The sequence below is a fragment of the Kitasatospora sp. NPDC038210 genome (genome assembly GCF_055600605.1).
This window is the reverse complement of the sequence record NZ_JBVJYK010000023.1, coordinates 95811-113644: the sequence shown is the minus strand read 5'-3', so window position 1 is coordinate 113644 and position 17834 is coordinate 95811. Positions and strand designations below refer to the sequence as shown.

Annotated in this window: 10 protein-coding genes and 1 pseudogene; 6 read left to right on the top strand and 5 right to left on the bottom strand. The window is 76.0% G+C overall.

What is annotated here, in order from left to right; all coding sequences use genetic code 11:
• Positions 1-226: 226 nt before the first annotated feature.
• Both ACZ7KX_RS33735 and ACZ7KX_RS33730 read right to left on the bottom strand, forming a co-directional pair.
• Positions 227-1549: pseudogene (locus ACZ7KX_RS33735) on the bottom strand (SpoIIE family protein phosphatase); the annotation flags it as partial.
• 170 nt (positions 1550-1719) lie between these two features.
• Positions 1720-3165, bottom strand: a complete 1446-nt coding sequence (locus ACZ7KX_RS33730) for an NAD(P)/FAD-dependent oxidoreductase (protein WP_470329798.1) — start codon at positions 3163-3165, stop codon at positions 1720-1722.
• A gap of 479 nt (positions 3166-3644) precedes the next feature.
• On the opposite strand from ACZ7KX_RS33730, the gene ACZ7KX_RS33725 reads away from it, so the two are divergent.
• On the top strand, positions 3645-4520 hold the full coding sequence (locus tag ACZ7KX_RS33725) for a TetR/AcrR family transcriptional regulator (protein WP_470329797.1): 876 nt from the start codon (positions 3645-3647) through the stop codon (positions 4518-4520).
• 558 nt (positions 4521-5078) lie between these two features.
• Positions 5079-7229 (top strand): sigma-70 family RNA polymerase sigma factor, encoded by a 2151-nt coding sequence (locus tag ACZ7KX_RS33720; RefSeq protein WP_470329796.1) that lies wholly within the window; start codon positions 5079-5081, stop codon positions 7227-7229.
• 55 nt (positions 7230-7284) lie between these two features.
• Here the strand turns inward: ACZ7KX_RS33720 and ACZ7KX_RS33715 are convergent, their stop codons facing one another.
• From ACZ7KX_RS33715 to ACZ7KX_RS33705, 3 genes are all read right to left on the bottom strand, one after another.
• Positions 7285-7989, bottom strand: coding sequence for a DsbA family oxidoreductase (locus tag ACZ7KX_RS33715; RefSeq protein ID WP_470329795.1), 705 nt, complete (start codon positions 7987-7989; stop codon positions 7285-7287).
• A gap of 95 nt (positions 7990-8084) precedes the next feature.
• Entirely contained in the window at positions 8085-8606 is a 522-nt protein-coding gene (locus tag ACZ7KX_RS33710; protein ID WP_396552910.1) for a universal stress protein, read from the bottom strand.
• 170 nt (positions 8607-8776) lie between these two features.
• Positions 8777-10954, bottom strand: a complete 2178-nt coding sequence (locus tag ACZ7KX_RS33705) for an asparagine synthase-related protein (RefSeq protein WP_470329794.1) — start codon at positions 10952-10954, stop codon at positions 8777-8779.
• A 741-nt stretch (positions 10955-11695) separates the two neighbouring features.
• Here ACZ7KX_RS33705 and ACZ7KX_RS33700 point away from each other — a divergent pair.
• The 4 genes from ACZ7KX_RS33700 (at position 11696) to trmB (ending at position 17749) form a co-directional block, all read left to right on the top strand.
• Positions 11696-13123 (top strand): MFS transporter, encoded by a 1428-nt coding sequence (locus ACZ7KX_RS33700; protein ID WP_350525373.1) that lies wholly within the window; start codon positions 11696-11698, stop codon positions 13121-13123.
• 653 nt (positions 13124-13776) lie between these two features.
• Positions 13777-15354 (top strand): TROVE domain-containing protein, encoded by a 1578-nt coding sequence (locus ACZ7KX_RS33695; protein ID WP_470329793.1) that lies wholly within the window; start codon positions 13777-13779, stop codon positions 15352-15354.
• A 270-nt stretch (positions 15355-15624) separates the two neighbouring features.
• Entirely contained in the window at positions 15625-16863 is a 1239-nt protein-coding gene (gene lhgO / locus ACZ7KX_RS33690; RefSeq protein ID WP_470329792.1) for an L-2-hydroxyglutarate oxidase, read from the top strand.
• 55 nt (positions 16864-16918) lie between these two features.
• Positions 16919-17749, top strand: a complete 831-nt coding sequence (trmB, locus tag ACZ7KX_RS33685) for a tRNA (guanosine(46)-N7)-methyltransferase TrmB (RefSeq protein ID WP_350525376.1) — start codon at positions 16919-16921, stop codon at positions 17747-17749.
• Positions 17750-17834 lie beyond the last annotated feature (85 nt).

Genomic DNA, 17834 nt, shown 5'->3' with positions numbered 1-17834 from the left:
ACGTTTCAAACTCTAGCCGATCCCTGCCCCGAAAGGCGAATCGACCGCAATCCGATAAAACGAGCACGCCGAATAAGAACCGAGCCGCGACGCAGGAATGCGAACGCAACCCAGCCCGAACCTGGGAAGTGGTGTTTCAGAGGATTGGCCGCCCCGGGGCCGTCCACGCTGATGCGTGTCCGGTGCTCCACGTCAGGCAACTCGAAGAACACTAGACCTCTGGGATGGCCGAGTCAAGGCCCGCAAGCGAATTTTCGGCGACCTCCGCCGCCGGCAGGTGGAAGGCCAGGACGGCGACGTCGTCGTCGTGCTCCGAGGTCACGCCCATCGCCCGCAGCAGACGGGCGCAGATGACGTCGGGGGCGCCGATCGCACCGGTCAGGGTGCGGGCCAGGAGGTCGAGGCCTTGGTCGATGTCCTCGTCGCGACGCTCGACCAGGCCGTCCGTATAGAGGACGCCGGTCGTGCCGGGGAGCAGGCGCAGGGTGTGGGAGACGTGCATGCCTCCCCCGGTGCCGAGCGGCGGGCCGTTCTGTTCCTCGCTGCGCAGGATGGTGCCGTCGGGGCAGCGCAGCAGGATCGGGAGGTGCCCGGCCGAGGCGTAGGAGAGGGTGCGGCGCTCCGGGTCCCAGACGGCGTAGGTGCAGGTGGCGATCTGGTTGGCGTCGATCTCCATGGCGAGGCCGTCGAGCAGGCGCATCACCTCGTGCGGTGGCAGGTCGAGGCGGGCGTAGGCGCGGACCGCGGTGCGCAGCTGGCCCATGACGGCCGCCGCCCGCAGGCCGCGGCCCATGACGTCGCCGATGACGAGTGCCGTGCGCCCGCCGTCGATGGCGATGACGTCGTACCAGTCGCCGCCGACGGCCGCCTCGGCGCCGCCGGGCTGGTAGGTGGCGGCGACCCGCAGGTCGGCCGGCTGGTCGAGCTTCTGCGGGAGCAGGCTGCGCTGGAGGGTGACGGCGGCCTCGCGCTGGCGTCGTTCGGCTTCGCGCAGACGGGCGGCGGCGAGGACCTGGTCGGTGACCTCGGCGGCGAAGATCAGGACACCGGCGGGCGGGCCCTCGGCGGGGGCGTCGGTGGTGTCGCCGGAGCCGAGCGGGACGCAGGAGACGTTGTAGTAGCGGTTGCCGGTGAGGCCGAGGATGCAGCGGGCCTTGACGCTGCGCGGGCGGCCGCCGCGGATGACCTGGTCCATCAGGGGCAGGACGCCCATGGTCCCGAGTTCCGGGAGCGCCTCGCTCGCGGGCAGGCCGGTGGGGCGTTCGCCGAAGAGTTCGCGGTAGGCGCGGTTGGCGTAGCCGAGCTGGTGGAGCGGGCCGTAGGTGACGGCGACTGGTGCGGGGATGCGGTTCAGGACCTCGCGCAGGTTCTGGGGTTTGTGCGGGTCGAGGAGCTCGGAGGCGGCACCGGTGGAGCCGGCCGGTTCGCGGGGGCTGGGCACGACGACGCCGTCGGCGGAGGGCGCGCCCTCGTCGGTGCCGACCCCGCAAGTCGGGGTGGCACGCCAGGGGACTCCGGTGAGCCGGGCGCTCCAACGCATCAGGTTCAAACGACGGCCGCTTCCTCGTTTTCCAGGCATATCATCACTTTTTGTGTACACGGCAGTACACGGGGTAATGACCAGGTCGGGCTGATCCTGTCAGGCAGAGGCCCGGTTTCGGAAGTCGCGCGCCCGGCGTGGCCGTCCGATCGGCTTCCGGGCCGCACCGGCGGGGGCGGTCAGCGGGGCGCATCCGGTCCGGCGTCGGACGGCCGTCCGAACTTCGGGTCGAACCCCTCCTCGAACGCCGAACGCGGGTGCTCCATCGCACCCAGCGAGACCACCTCGCGGGAGAACACCCCGCCCAGCACCCAGTCCATCAGCACCCGGACCCGGCGCTCCGCGGTCGGCAGTCGCCGCAGGTGCCTCGCCCGGTGCAGCCACCAGGCCCGCCGGCCGGTGAGCTTGCCGCCCCGCCGGGTGTGCGCGACGGCCCGGTGCGGGCCGAGCGAGGTCGAGCAGGCCGCGGGACCGGGCTCGTACTCCGCCAGGCCCGGTGCGTGCGGCCCGCCGTCCAGGGCGACCGCGATGTTGCGGGCGAGCAGCGCGGCCTCGGCGAAGGCGTGCTGGGCGTTGGGCGCGCAGGGGGCGCCGTGCGCGTTCGGATCCGGTACGGCCGCGCAGTCGCCGGCCGCCCAGACGCCGGGCAGGGCCCGCCCGTCCGGTCCCACCACCTGCAGGGTGGACAGACAGCGGACCCGGCCGAGGGTGTCCAGCGGCAGGTCGGTGTCGCGCAGCAGCGGGGACGGCCGGACGCCCGCCGTCCAGACCAGGGTGCGGGCACCGAAGCGGCTGCCGTCGGAGAGTGCGACGACCCGGTCGACGGCGGACTCCAGGGTGGTGCGCAGCCGGATGTCGACGCCGCGTTCGCGCAGCTCGCCGAGGGTGTGATCGGCGAGTTCGGGCGACTCCTCGGCGAGGATCCGGTCGGTCGCCTCGACCAGTACCCAGCGCAGGTCCTCCGCACGGACGTTGTGGTAGCCGCGCACGGCGGTGCGGACCATGTCCTCCAGCTCCGCGAGCGCCCCGACGCCCGCGTAGCCCGCGCCGACGAAGACGAAGGTGAGTGCGGCCTGGCGCAGCGCGGGATCGCGGGTGGCGGAGGCCAGGTCGAGCTGTTCCAGGACGTGGTTGCGCAGGCCGACCGCCTCGCCGACGGTGGAGAAGCCGAGGCCGTGCTCGGCGAGGCCCGGCACCGGTGCCGCCCGGGAGACCGATCCGGGGGCCACCACCAGGACGTCGTAGGGCAGTTCGATCGGCGCCGGGAGTTCGCCGGGGCTCGCGGCGTCGGCCAGGGCGCGGCGGGCGGCGTGCTCGATCCGGGTGATCCTGGCGGTGAGCACCCGGCAGTCGGGCAGGACCCTGCGCAGCGGGACGACCACGTGTCTCGGGTCGATCGAACCGGCCGCGACCTCGGCCAGCAGCGGGTGGTAGGTGAAGTAGGCCTGGGGCTCGACCACGGTGATCTCCACCTCGCCGCTCCGCAGCCGCTCCCGCAGGCCGCGCTGGAGGTGGAGTGCGGTGGCCGTACCGGCGCAGCCGCCGCCGGCGATCAGGATCCTGATGGTGCACCTCCTGCCGATGAACGTTTCGTCCCGGCCTCGCGGCCGGGGGTGTCCCCCCATCACGCCCCCCTATGAAGGACCGGCGGAGGTGGTCTTGTCCACAGTCCGTACGGGGCTGGTTGCGCCGCGAGTGGCCGTCGTGGCCAGTTGTGCTTCCTGGGCGACTTTCTGACGCACTTTCGGCCGCGAAGAGCCGTGAACTATGGTCGGATTGTGTACCGGGGCGGCTGTCGCCATGACAATCGGCGGCGACGCACCGTGGAGCGGCCACTACGGCCAGTTCCAGCGTTGGCGTGAGAACCCGACTGGGGGACAGTCATCCGGGGAAGGGTAGTTCCCGGACAGGGCCCCGGGCGGTGCCGACGCGCCGAGCCGGACATGGACCCGGCCCGGCGGCACGAAACCGTGGTCACCGGAACGGGACGGGCGGCACGAGCGATGGTTCATCGGGTCATTTCTGACGGGCTGAGCTGCACCGGGGGGTGCAGGGGCGGGCGACGACAGGGTCCGGATTCGGACGCCTGCGGGGGAGAGTTGGGATGATGGAACAGGAGCAGGTGTTGGGGAGGGCGGGCGCGCCGCAGGCCGGACCGGGCACGGTGCCCGGGCAACGCGGCCCGGTGGACCTGTCGGTGCAGGCCGGGATGTTCCAGGGCGCCGCGCCGTACCGGACCGAGTCCGCGCAGGCCGTGCCGCCGGTGCCGGGGGCCCGGCTCCGGGTGGACGCCCGGCGGAATCTGGAGAGCGTGCTGCGGGCGGCACGCGAGGTGTTCGGCGAGTTCGGCTACGGCGCGCCGATGGAGGAGGTCGCGCGCCGGGCCGGGGTCGGCGTCGGCACCGTCTACCGACGGTTCCCGAGCAAGGAGGTGCTGGTCCAGAGGATCGCCGCCGAGGAGGTGGCGTGGCTGACCGCGCAGGCGCGCGAGTCGCTGTACGGCGGCGACGGCGCCTGGGAGTCGCTGGCCGGCTACCTGGCCCGCGCGGTGAGCAGCGGGGCCGGGCGGCTACTGCCGCCGGAGGCGTTCCGCTACGCGGAGGAGCTGGGCCGGGTGCCCCAACAGCGGGTGCCGGAACCGCCCGCGGCGGTCCGCTTCGACCTGCGCGGTGAGGAGGCCCGGTCCGGCGGGGCGGTCGAGCCGTCGGCCGCCGACGCCGATCCCCGGCTGCTGCTCCAGCTGCTGGCCGCGCTGGTGGCGCGGGCCGGTGCGGCGGGCGAACTGCGGCCGGGTGTCACGGTGTCGGACGTGGTGCTGGTGCTGACCGCGTCGGTGCCGGTGCACGCGGCCCGCCCGTCGGTCTCGACGCCGGCGGCGGGCGGCTTCTCGCCGGTTGCTCCGCAGACGGACGGTCAGGCGCTCACCGGTCCCGCGGACCGGCTGCTGCAGATCCTGCTGGACGGTCTGCGGGCGCGCTGACTCCCGGCGGCGGGTGTGGCCGCCGCGCTTGGCTAGCAGGGCAGTTGGACGGATCACCGGCGCGCGGGGCGGGCGCGCGCCGGGTGCGGGTGTCGCGCGACCGGGCGCCGCACGCTGGGCGAACACATCCGCGACGGCCCCACGGAAGAGTGGGGAACGGCCGGTCCGGCTACCGCGCGTCCCTGCGCTATGCCATCCTTTGCCCGTGGTTGGAGCCAATGTCCGGATGCGCGCCCTTCGCGCGCCGTCGGCGCCGCACGCCGGGGAACCGTGCGCCTACGCACGTCTGCGCGCCCTGCCACACTACGGGGGCTGTCGTGGAATCTGGGGTCCGTTGTGAGCGCCGAGGAACAGAACGACTACGGGTACGGCCTCGACTTCGGAGGCCTCTCGGGTAGTACCGCCGAAGGGTCAGCCGCAGGCTCCGGCGGGCTCGGCGGTACGGGCGGGCTCGGCGGAACGGGCGGGCTCGGCAGCCCGGGCGGGGGCGGCGGACCGGCCCAAGGTTCCGGCGCCGCACCGGGTTCCGCGGCCGGACACGTCCCCGACCAGGCCGGGATGCCCAGCCGTGAGTCGCTCTCCGCATCGGCCGCCGCGCTGCCCTCCGGCCGGGTGCCCGGCCAGGCCCCGGCGGGCCGCGGCGGCGTCGCCCCCGAGGCGTTCGTCGGCGAGCAGTTCGGCGGCGGCCGGCCCGTGCGCCCGACCGTGCCCGCGCCCGCCGACCCGGTGGACGGTGAGCGGCCGCCCTCCGACGCCGAGTTGACCGCCCGGGTGCGGGCCGGCGACGACACCGCGTACGAGGAGATCTACCGCCGGCACGCCGAATCGGTCCGCCGCTACGCGCGCACCTGCTGCCGGGACAGCTTCACCGCCGAGGACCTCGCGGGCGAGGTCTTCGCCCGCACCCTGCAGGCGCTGCGGGCGGGCAAGGGACCGGAGTTCGCCGTCCGCGCCTACCTGCTGACCGCCGTGCGCAACGTCGCCGCCGCCTGGCACCGCAGCGAACGGCGCGAGCAACTCGTGGACGACTTCGCCGTCTTCGCGCAGAGCTCGGCCGCCGTGGCCGACCCCGACCTGGCCGACCCGGGCGCCGACGCATGGGCGATGGCGATGGCCGACCAGCGGATGGTCATGCAGGCCTACGCCGAACTGCCCGAGGACGACCGGGTGGTGCTCTGGCACACCGAGGTCGAACGGGAGTCCCCCAAGACCGTCGCGGTGATGCTCGGCAAGACCGCCAACGCCACCGCCGTCCAGGCCCACCGGGCCCGTGACCGGCTCGCCGCCGCGTTCCTGCAGGCACACGTCTCCGGCAGCCAGGACCGGGCGTGCGAGGGGTACGCCAACCGGCTGGGCGCGTACGCGCGCGGCTCGCTGCGCAAGCGGGCCTCGGCGGAGGTCGGACGGCACCTCAAGGAGTGCGACCGCTGCACGGCGGCCTGCCTGGAACTGACCGAGATCAACACCGGCCTGCGCGCGCTGCTGCCCGGCGGCGTGCTCGTCTGGGTCGGGGTCGGCGGGTTCGGTGCCGCCGCGGCCGCCGTCGGCGGTGTCGCCGCGGTCGGCGGGGCGGCGGTGGGGACGGCGGCGGCGAGCGCCGGGTCCTCGGGCGCGGCGGCCGGCTCGGCTGCGGGCGGTTCGGCGGGTGCGGCCGGGTCCGTCGGTGCCGCGGGCTCGGGCGGTGCCGCGGGCGGAGGGGCCGCGGGGGCCGGTGCGGCCTCCGGCGGGCACGCGGCCGCCCTGGCCGGCGAGGGCCTGGGCGCGGCCGCCAAGGCCGGGATCGCCGCCGCCGTCGCGGTGGCCGCGGCCGCCGTCGCCGCCTACGCGCTGACCGGTTCGTCCGAGCCGACTCCCCCGGCGGCCGCTCCCCCCGCCGTCAGCGCCCCGGCCGCGCCTTCCCCGGCGGCCCCCTCCCCGGCGGCCCCCTCCCCGGCGGCGCCCCCTCCGGCACCGGCGCCCCCCGCGCCCGCCCCGGCACCCGCGCCCAGCAGCGCCGCGCCGCCCCCGGAGCAGCCCGCGCCGAGCCCCGGTGCGCAGCCGCCCGTCAAACCCGCTCCGGCACCGCCCGCGGCCAAGGCGCCGAAGCCCGCCCCGGCCGCGCCCAGCAGCCCGGCGGCCCCGAAGCCGACCTTCGTGCCCCCGGTCGTGCCCGCGCCGACCCTGCCGCCGGTGCCCGTGCCCGAGCCGCCCGTCGTCCCGACGCCCACCCCGCCGCGGGTGCCGACCCCGACCGTCACACCGCCCACTCCGCCGCTGCCCACCGACTTCTGGGCCGACGCGCTGCCCGTGATCAAGCCCGGCCACAACCGGGTGCCGCCGCCCCAGCCGAGCATCCGGCAGAAGGGCAGCGACAACTTCTGGCAGCGCGTCGGCGGCTGGATCGGCGGTGACCACCACGCGCACGTCCTCACCGTGCGCGCCCCGGCGACCACCCTGATCGACCTCAACCGCAGCTGCACGTCCTTCGACGCGGTGGCCGGAGTGGACGACGCCACGCTCTCGCCCGGCGGGGTGGTCTTCTCCGTCGAGGGAGGCGACGGCCGCACCCTGTGGCGCTCCCGGCCGCTCGCCGTCGGTGACGACGCCGTGCCGGTGCACGTGCCACTGGCCGGGCAGAAGTCGATCCGGCTGGTGGTCACGCCGGCGAACGGGATCTGGTCGGCGCTGAACGTCGCGGACTGGGCCGAGGCCCGCTTCCGGTGCTCCTGAGGCAGGTGCACCGGAAACGGGCCTCGGGCTCCGGGCCGCCGGGGCCCGGAGGGGGTCAGATGGCGCAGGCGCCGTCCGCGCAGGCTTCCCCGGCCGGGGCGACCTGCACCGGGGCGGGCCGGCGCTCGCCGATCTCGGTGGCGACCTGGTCCAGCACCTTGCGGAAGGTCTCGGCGTCCTGGCCGCCCTGGACCGCCCACTTGCCCTCGAACACGAAGGTGGGAACGGCGGAGATCCCCAGCTCCCGGCCCTCGGCCAGCTGGGCGTCGACCTCGGCGGTGCCCTCGTCGCCCGCCAGGTAGGCGGTCACCCGCTCCCGGTCCAGGCCCACCGCCACGGCGACGTCGGCCAGCGCGGCGCGGTCGCCGACGTCGACGCCGTCGGTGAAGTGCGCCTTGAGCAGCGCCTCCTTCAGCCGGCCCTGGACCTCCGGGCCGTACTCGGACTCGGCGAGGTGCAGCAGGCGGTGGCCGAGGAAGGTGTTGGCGTGCAGCGCGGCGTCGAAGTCGTACGCGATGCCCTCGGCGAGGCCCAGCTCGGCCACCCGGGCGTCCATCGCCACCGACTGGGGCCCGTAGCGCTCGGCCAGCCAGGCGCGGTGCGGGCTCGCCGTCGAGGGGGCGTCCGGGACCAGCTGGTACGGGCGGTAGACGACCTCGACCTGCTCCTTGCCCGGGAAGTCCGCGAGGGCCTGCTCGAAGCGGCGCTTGCCGATGTAGCACCAGGGGCAGGCGATGTCGGACCAGATCTCGACCTTCATGCGGGGTCTCCAGGGGGCGTCTTGTCAGAGGTGAACGAGATGGGTGAACGATGAACCATCTCGGTACATTCCCGACAACTCCGTGACCTGCCGGTTCAGCCGGCCGGCGGCGCCGGGACCACCAGCACCGGGCACGCCGCGTGGTGCACCATCGCCGAACTCACCGACCCCAGCAGCAGCCGGGCGAACCCGCCGTTGCCCCGGGTGCCGACCACCATCGTGTGCTGCCGGGGCGCCGCCTCCAGCAGCACCTCGATGACGTTGCCCAGCACCACGTGCAGCGACATCTCCCCGGCGTACGGCGTCGGGCGCTGCCGCTGCACGGCGACCACCGAGCGGCGCAGCCCGTCCGCGGTGCTCTCGACCAGCGTCTCCACACTCTCCTGCACCAGCTCCGCCATCCCCGGCGGATAGCCGGCCGGCGCCGGGTTCACCACGGCCAGCACGTACAGCGGCAGGCCGAACAGCTCCGCCTCCGTCATCGCCCGGTCCAGCGCCCACAGCGACCCGTCCGACCCGTCGCACGCCGCCAGCACCCCGGCCGGTCGGCCGGCCGGCGGCCGCCCGAGCACCGACAGCACCACGGGCACGTCCCGCCCCGCGCTCCCACCGGCCACCGCACACCCTCCTCGCCCCGGATCCACAACCCCGCCATCATGGGCGCCCGGACGACGCCGCCGCCGCAACCGCGCCGAGGGAGGGAGGGCGGGTCGGTGGGTGCGGCCCGGTCGACGGGCGGCGGAGCGCGGAGGCGGCCCCCCGCGCGGCAGGGCCGTCCTGCGTCGGGTCAGGGGGTGAGGGCGGGGGGCTGGGGGTGCGGGAGGCCGGTCCAGCAGGCGCCGTGGCGGCGGGCGCGGACGCGGCGCAGCCAGAGTTCGGCGGAGACGAGCTCGGCCAGGCCGGCGAGCGCACCGGGGGAGATCGGGGAGGCGGGGTCCGCGGAGTCGGCGAGGCCGGCGCGGACGGCGGGGAGGTCGATGAGGCCGGCTTCGGCGAGGAGGGGGGCGTCGAAGAGTTCGGCGAGGCCGTCGGCGGCGAGGCGCAGTCCGGCGCGGGCGGGCGCGGTGCGGTCGGGGCGGGGGCCGCGGCCCCAGTCGGGGGGCAGGTCGGTGCGGCCGGCACCGGTGAGGACGGCGTGCAGGAGGGCGTGCCGGGCGCCGGGCTGGAGGCGGACGTCGTCGGGGAGGAGGCGGGCGGCCCGGACGACCTGGTTGTCGAGGAAGGGCGCGTGCAGCCGTTGGCCGGGCTGTTCGGCTGCGTGTACGAGCGTGCGGAAGGAGCGTGCCTGCCGGTAGAGGGCGTGCCGGGCGCGGCGCGCGCCGGGGCGTTCGTCGGGCGCCGGTTTGCGCGCCGCCAGGCGGAGCCGCAGGGCCACCGAGGAGAGCGCCTCGTCGGAGAGCCAGCGGGCGGCCGGCCCGGGCACGCACCAGGCGAGGTCGACGGCCGAGCGGCTCCCCGCCGTCCCGCCGCCCTCCGGGACGTGGCGGGCGGTCAGTTTGGCGGCGGCCTCGTCCAGCGCCTCGGCGTAGCCGACCCGGGAGAGCCGGTGGGCGGCGCGGACCACGGTGAGCGGTGTGCGCAGCGCGCCGGCCAGGACGCCCGCGACGGCCCGGTCGGCCCCGGCCAGCGCGGCGACCGGGGGCAGGAGTTCGCGCGGGCGGCCGGCCCGGATGAGGTCGGCGAGGCGGGCCGGGTGGCCGTCGAGGACCTGGCGGGCCCCGTAGCCGGTGAGGTGGTCGGTGCCGCCGGCGTCGAAGCGGGCCTCGGCGCGGGCGGCGGCGACGAGTTCGGGCCCGGGCTCGTCGGTGAGCCGGCCGGCCTGCGGGTCGGTGCGCAGCCCGGCGTACGGGAGGGTGTCGGGGCCGGGGTCGAGCACGGTGTGCCGCAGTCGCGGGGTGTCGGGGGCGAGCGCGAGGGTGGCCGGCGGCTCGGTCTCGCCGAGCGTGACGGCGGCCAGCTGCTCGGGCGCGGCGGGTTCCGGGGCGGCGGCCCGGGCCCAGGAACCCTTGACCGCGCCGTTCCTGGCCCCCTGCATCCCGGCTGCCCCCGCGGCTCCCGGAAGCCCTGCGGCCCCCGGTGCCCTCGGGGCCGGGACGGTCGCCGCGGGCACCGGCGGCAGCGGTACGGCGGCGGCGAGCAGCGCGACGGTGGCGGAGGCGGTGCCGTACGAGAGGTCGACGCCGAGCCGGGCCCGCCCGGCGGGGTCGAGGACCGGCGCGGTGGTGCGGACCCGGGAGCGGACGGATTCCAGCAGGGCGCGGGTGAGTTCGCGGACGGCGGGCGCCTCGTCGCGGGGCTGCTCGGCGGAGACCGGGTCGTCGTAGCCGGACAGGTACGGACGGCCGCCGCGGATCCCGAGCACGTGGCCGGGCGGCACCTGCTGGACGCCCAGGTACGGCGTTCCGGTGCCGAGCGCCTCGGGGGACTCGGGGCAGGCGAGCCGGGCGGCGAGGTGGCCGGTGTCCAGGGCGGCGCCGACCAGGTCGGCCAGCGGGAGGGCGGCGGTGGCGTACGCCGTGCCGCCGGCCCAGGGGGTGTGGAAGACCGGCTGGGCGCCGGCGAGGTCGGTGAGCAGCAGGGTGGAGCGGGTGCCGGCGCGCAGCACGACGGCGTAGCTGCCGGGCCAGGCGGTGAGGTGGCGGACCGCGCCGCCGCGGGCGGCCGCGAGGCCGGCGGCGAGCTCGGCGTCGGTGGCGCCGCAGTGGCCGAGGACGGCGAGCCTGGTGGTGGCGGGGGTGTCCTCGATCGGGTCGGGGGCGGTGGGGCCGCTGCTGACCACGGCGGGGGCGCCGGGGCGGAGGGTGACCAGGCGGATCTCCTCGGGGCGCCAGTCGCCGACGGCCCAGAGCGGGTCGGATCCGGTCCACAGCGGGCGCGCGGCGATCGGCGCGACCGTGCCGGGCGTCCCGTGCGCGGGCGTGCCCGCCCGGGGCCCGCCCGTGCACCAGCCCGTCAGCCACCGCATCGCGCCTCCACCGGACGAGGACCTGCATCCGCGCGGCGTGCCGAACGCCGGGTGGGTGTGCCGTGGCGGCCCGTGCGCGTCCCGACGTGCCCCCGCAGCTCGATGCGCCGTCAGGGACATCGTGCCACCGCTCGGCGTCGCTGTGGCCGGTGTTGCGGGTTCCGCTTCGGTGGCGGCCTTTCGGCGGCGGGACGGAACCGGGGCTGAACTCCCCACGGCGGCGGGGCGGAACGAGGGCGGAGGGCGCCCACGGCGGCGGGACGGGGCCGGGCGGGCCGGGCCTCCCCCTCCTTGGCCCGGACCGCCCGCGGGCCGCCTTGGCATGGGCATCGCGAGATGGCCGAAAGGCGTCGCCCAGCCCGGGAGGGCATCCGCATGCCCTCCCGGACTTCACCGCCGCCCGCGGGGATTGAGGCGGCGGCATCCCCCGGCCCGCCGGGTCCTCGACGGCGGGCCGACCCACGACCACCAGCGAATCGCCGACCAGCCGGTGCGGCCAGGGGGCACGGCCGGGCGCACGTGAACACGGGACCGGAGCACGACGCTCCGGCGCGCGGCGCGATCGGCCGGATCCGAGTGGTCCGGACCAACCCCCGTGCGGCGCCGCCGAGTGCGCGATCCCGCCATCCGGAATGCGACCTCTTAACCGTCGGAACGCGTCCGACTACTCTAGGTACAGCAGCTACGGCCCGGTGCCGCCCGGGCCCCGCGCACAAGGCCGCAGGAGGTGCCGCCGCCACCATGACCGTCAGCCCACGTGGACCGAACGAACGGCTCGGCACGCTCCTGACCCTCGCCCAGATCAGCAACGCCGGACTGGCCCGCCGGGTCAACGACCTGGGCGCACAGCGGGGGTTGACCCTGCGGTACGACAAGACCTCGGTGGCCCGGTGGGTCAGCAAGGGCATGGTCCCGCAGGGGCCCGTCCCGCACCTGATCGCCACCGCGATCGGCGGCAAGCTCGGCCGGCCCGTCCCGCTGGAGGAGATCGGCCTGGGCGACACCGACCCGGCGCCCGAACTCGGCCTGGCCTTCCCGCGCGACGTCGCCGAGGCCGTCCGCTCCGCCACCGACCTGTGGCGGGTCGACCTCGACCTGCGCCGGGGCCCCGGCGGCGGCCGGTGGAGCGACAGCCTGGCCGGCACCTTCTCGGTCGCCGCCTACGCGACGCCCGTCTCCCGCTGGCTGATCACCCCGGCGGACGGCTCGGTGGCCCGCGAGGTGCCGCGCTCCCCCAGCGACACGTCCTCCTACCGGGTCGGCCACTCGGACGCCGCCAAGCTCCGCGAGGCCGCCCAGGAGGCCCGCCGCTGGGACTCCAAGTACGGCGGCGGGGACTGGCGTTCGTCGATGGTGCCGGAGTGCCTGCGGGTGGAGGCGGCGCCGCTGCTGCTGGCCTCGTACAGCGACGCGGTCGGCCGGGCGCTGTTCGGGGCGACGGCCGAACTGACCAGGCTGGCCGGGTGGATGGCCTTCGACACCGGGCAGCACGAGGCCGCCCAGCGGTACTACATCCAGGCCCTGCGGCTCGCCCGGGCCGCCGCCGACGTGCCGCTCGGCGGCTACGTGCTGGCCTCGATGAGCCTGCAGGCCGGCTACCGGGGCTTCGCCGAGGAGGCGGTGGACCTGGCGCAGGCCGCCCTGGAGCGCAACCGGGGCCTGGCCACCGCCCGCACCATGAGCTTCTTCCACCTGGTGGAGGCGCGGGCCCAGGCCAAGGCCCGCAACGCGGCGGCGTGTGCGACGGCGCTCGGCGCAGCGGAGAGCGCACTCGAACGAGCGCGCGCCGGGGATCCCGATCCGGCGTGGATCGACTTCTACGCCTACGACCGGCTCGCCGCCGACGCCGCCGAGTGCTTCCGCGACCTCGGAGTGCCCTCCAAGGTGCGGCAGTTCACCCGCGAGGCACTGGCCAAGCCCACCGAGGGCTTCGTCCGCTCGCACGGCCTGCGGCTGGTGGTCTCGGCGATGGCCGAGGCGGAGGCGGGCAACCTGGACGCCGCGGTCGCCGCCGGCGAACGCGCCGTCGAGGTGGCCGGCCGGATCTCCTCGCAGCGCAGCCGGGAGTACGTGGTGGAGATGCTGCGGCGCCTGGAGCCGTTCCAGGGCGAGCGCCGGGTGCGGGAGCTGACCGAGCGGGCGCGGGCGGTGATCGTCGCTCCGGCTTGAGGGGCGCCGGGCGGGCCCGCCACCGCGCCGGGCGGGGCTCCCACTCCGCCGGGCGGGTCGGCTGCTGCACCGGGCGGGCCCGCCGCTGCACCGGCTGATGCCTGACGGTAAATGAGGTGCGCCTGCGAGAGGGGCCTGGCTAAGGTCTCTCTCGTCCAGGTGCGCAGGCAGAGGTTACTTCCAACTCCCAATTGGGCAGGTCGCGGGTTCGAATCCCGTCATCGGCTTCGGGCCGGTGTAGCTCAGTGGCCAGAGCAGCTTCGTCACCTCAGCCGTCCTCGAACTCTGGACACCCATACGTGAATAGTTCGTCCGCACCTCCCGGTGCGACGGCAGCGGTTACTTCGGTCGAGTGCCCCCCGTGGGCGCGGTGAAGCTGAGTTCCATCGACCGCGGCCACCTCTGATCTCGGGAGGCAGTGCGCTTCGGAATGCCCGGTGCGCAGGCGGGGGTTACTTCGGATCTTGCGGTTCCGGGTTCGAGTCCCGGGCGTGCCGTGCGCGAGCGCGGGCGCTAGCTCAATGGACAGAGCACAAGGCATACAAACCTCCGCCGACGCCGGCCGTCCTCGCGACGGTCGGCACGATCTCGGGCACCCCGGACGCAGCACGCCTCCCTCCCACTGACACCGACAGGCCGAGGGGGGCTGTCCCATGTCCAGGTTCAACATCCGCAGGGCGAAGGCGGGCCCGAGCTCGCCGGTGACCACGACCGGACGGCTCACCCGCAACCACAACGGCGGCACCGGCCACGTCCGGGACGCCCGGTCCGAGCTGTTCCTGCTCGCGATGGCCAACATGGTCGGCAAGGACACCTACTACGAGCGCGGCGGCGAGCGCGACGACCGCTACACCGCGCTGGTGCGCGAACTCGCCGTCTCCGATCCCGAGTGGACCCTCGGGCTGCTGCGCTGGCTGCGCTACGGCGCCCACATGCGCACCGCCGCCCTGGTCGGCGCCGCCGAGTTCACCCGGGCCCGGCTCGACGCGGGTGCCCACGGGCACTCCCGGCAGGCCGTCGCGGCGGTGCTGCGGCGCGCCGACGAGCCCGGTGAGCTGCTCGCCTACTGGACCTCGCGCTACGGCCGGGCGCTGCCCAAGCCGCTCAAGCGCGGTGTCGCGGACGGCATCCGGCGCCTCTACGACGCCCGTTCGCTGCTCAAGTACGACACGGCGGGCAAGGGTTACCGCTTCGGTGACGTGATCGAGCTGACCCACCCCGCGCCGGACCCGGACAAGCCGTGGCAGGGCGCCCTGTTCGCGTACGCGCTGGACCGCCGGCACCGGCCGGACGAGGCCGTCCCGCCCGTGTCCGAGCCGCTGCTGACCGCCAACCGCGAGCTGCTCGCGCTGCCGGTCGAGGAGCGGCGGGCAGCGGTGACCGCCGAGGACGGCGCCGAGCGGCTGGCCGCCGCCGGGCTGACCTGGGAGGCGCTGGCCGGATGGCTGCAGGGGCCGCTGGACGCGCCGGTCTGGGAGGCGGTCATTCCGTCGATGGGGCCGATGGCGCTGGTGCGGAACCTGCGCAACTTCGACCAGGCGGGGGTGTCGGACGCGGTCGCGGCCGACGTGGCCCGGCGGATCTCCGACAAGGGCGAGGTACGGCGCTCGCGCCAGTTCCCGTTCCGCTACCTGTCCGCGCACCGGCACGCGCCCTCGCTGCGCTGGGGGCACGCCCTGGAGACCGCGCTCGGCCACTCGCTGGCCAACGTGCCGGAGCTGCCGGGCCGGACGCTGGTCCTGGTGGACCGCTCGGGCTCGATGTTCGACCGTTCCGGCGGCCCGACCGAGCTCAACCGGGCCGACTCGGCGGCGATCTTCGGCACCGCGCTGAAGGTCCGTGCCGCCGACGCGGACCTGGTCGAGTTCGGCACCACCAGCCGGGTGGTCGAGGTCGGCCGGGGCGAGGCGGTGCTGCGGGTGCTGGATCGTTTCTCCAGCCTCGGCGGCACCAACACCGCCGACGCCGTGCGCGCCCACTACCGCGGCCACGACCGGGTGGTGATCGTCACCGACGAGCAGACCGGCCCGAACCACTGGGGTGGCGACCCCCTCGCCGCCGTCCCCGCCCACGTCCCCGTCTACACCTGGAACCTGGCCGGCTACGCGCCGGCCCACGGCCCCAGCGGCGGCGCCCACCGCCACACCTTCGGCGGCCTGAGCGACGCCGCCTTCCGCCTCATCCCGCTCCTGGAGGCCGGGGCGAACGCCCACTGGCCCTGGGAGGAGTGAGGGGGCCGCCGGCCCGCGCGGTCGCCGGCCGTCCCGCAGCACCGGTCGTGGGGGCCGGGGCTGCGGGACGGGACCGCACCGGACCCCCGGCGGGGCCGGGCCCGGCATCGGGCACCGCCGGGGGCGGGCGGGCCGGGAAGGGATCCACGGGGGTGGTTCCTTCCCGGCCCGAACGCCGTTCCCGTGCGGGCCGTTCGCACTCTCGACCCGGCCCGGCCGCCGTGGCAGCATCGGCGGCGGTGGGGGCGGGCCGGGCGAGGCGAGGAGCCTGTGGTGGCGGACGAGATCGATGTGCTGGTGGTGGGCGGCGGGATCGTCGGGCTGGCCACGGCGTACGCACTGACCGGGGCGCGGCCGGGGCTGCGGGTCGCGGTTCTGGAGAAGGAGACCGGCTTCGCGGCGCACCAGACCGGGCGCAACAGCGGGGTGATCCACAGCGGCGTCTACTACAAACCGGGTTCGTACAAGGCCCGGTTCGCCGTCGAGGGCGCCGCCGAGCTGGTGGCGTTCTGCCGCGAGCAGGGCATCCCGTACGAGGTGACCGGCAAGCTGATCGTGGCCACCGGCGCCGCCGAGCTGCCCCGGCTGGCGGCCCTGGCGGAGCGCGGACGGGCCAACGGCATCCCGGTCACCGAGCTGGACCGGGCCGGGATCGCCCGGTACGAGCCGGAGGTGTCCGGGCTCGCCGGGCTGCACGTCGGCACCACCGGCATCTGCGACTTCCCGGCCGTCGCCACCGCCTACGCCCGGCTGGCCCGGGAGGCCGGGGCCGAGCTGCGGCCCGGCAGCGAGGTCCGGACGGTGGCGCGGCGCAGGGACGGGGTGACGGTGGGCACCACCACCGGCGAGCTGCGGTGCCGGGTGCTGGTGAACTGCGCCGGGCTGCACAGCGACCGGATCGCCCGGATGGCCGGGGACGAGACCGGGGTGCGGATCGTGCCGTTCCGCGGCGAGTACTACGAACTGGCCGAGCACCGGAGGGACTTGGTGCGCGGCCTGGTCTACCCGGTGCCCGACCCGGCGTTCCCGTTCCTCGGCGTGCACCTCACCCGGGGGATCCACGGGGACGTCCACGTCGGCCCGAACGCGGTGCCCGCACTGGCCCGCGAGGGCTACGACTGGCGCACCGTCCGCCCGCGCGACCTGGCCGGGACCCTGGCCTTCCCGGGCACCTGGCGGATCGCCCGCCGGCACTGGCGGTACGAGCTGGGCGAGCTGCACCGCTCGCTGTCCAAGCGGGCGTTCACCACGGCCGTCCGGCGGCTGCTGCCCGCCGTCTCCGCCGAGGACCTGGTGCCGGCCACCGCCGGGGTGCGGGCCCAGGCGGTGGCCCGGGACGGCTCGCTGCTGGACGACTTCGCCTTCGCCGGCTTCGACCCGCAGGACCCGGGCTCCCCGCGCCGCGCGGTGCACGTGCTGAACGCCCCCTCCCCGGCCGCGACGGCCTCGCTGCCGATCGGCCGGGAGGTGGCCCGGCGGGCCCTGGCCGCGCTGGAGGCGGGCGGATGAGCCCCGTCACACACCCCGCCGGGCGCCCCGCACGGCCCCGTAGACTCGGGGGATTGTGACTGCCACCGCCCCGATCCCCCAGCCCTCGCCGTCCGCCCGGCTCTCCGCCGCGCCGGCCGGCTACCCCGCGCCGATGTACCCGCACAAGGCCACCGAGGAGCAGCACCGGGAGCGTCGCATCCGCAGCTTCCAGCCGCGCCGGGGCCGGATGACCAACGCCCAGGCCGGTGCGCTGGACCGCGGCTGGGAGACGTACGGCATCCCGATCGACGGCACGCCGCTCGACCTGCGGGAGCTGTTCGGCGAGCTGCCGGTGACGCTGGAGATCGGCTTCGGCATGGGCGAGACCACCGCCGCGATGGCCGCCGCCGACCCGGGCACGGGCATCCTCGCCGCCGACGTGCACACCCCGGGCCACGGCAACCTGCTCGGCCTGCTGGAGCGCGACGGCTCGGACAACGTCCGGCTCGCCGCCGGCGACGCGGTGATCCTGCTGCGCGACATGCTCCCGGACGCCTCGCTGGCCGGCCTGAGGGTGTTCTTCGCCGACCCGTGGCCCAAGCCCAAGCACCACAAGCGCCGGCTGGTCCAGGAGTCCTTCCTCGACCTGGTGCTGCCCCGGCTCGCCCCCGGCGCCCTGGTGCACTGCGCCACCGACTGGGAGCCGTACGCGGAGCAGATGCTGGCGGTGCTGTCCGCCTCGCCGGAGCTGGAGAACCTGCACCCCGAGGGTGACGGGACCGGCTGGCTGGAGCCCGCGGACCACCCGGACGGCAGCATCCCGGGCTACGCACCGCGACCGGAGTGGCGGCCGGTCACCAAGTTCGAACGGGCCGGGATCGCCAAGGGCCACGTGGTCCACGACCTGCTGTTCCGCCGGCGCTGACCCACCGGCCGCCGTTCGAACGGCGGCCGCGCGGCGGCCGTACGGACGTGCCCCGAACGGACGTTTCGTCCCGAGTCCTCCCGAC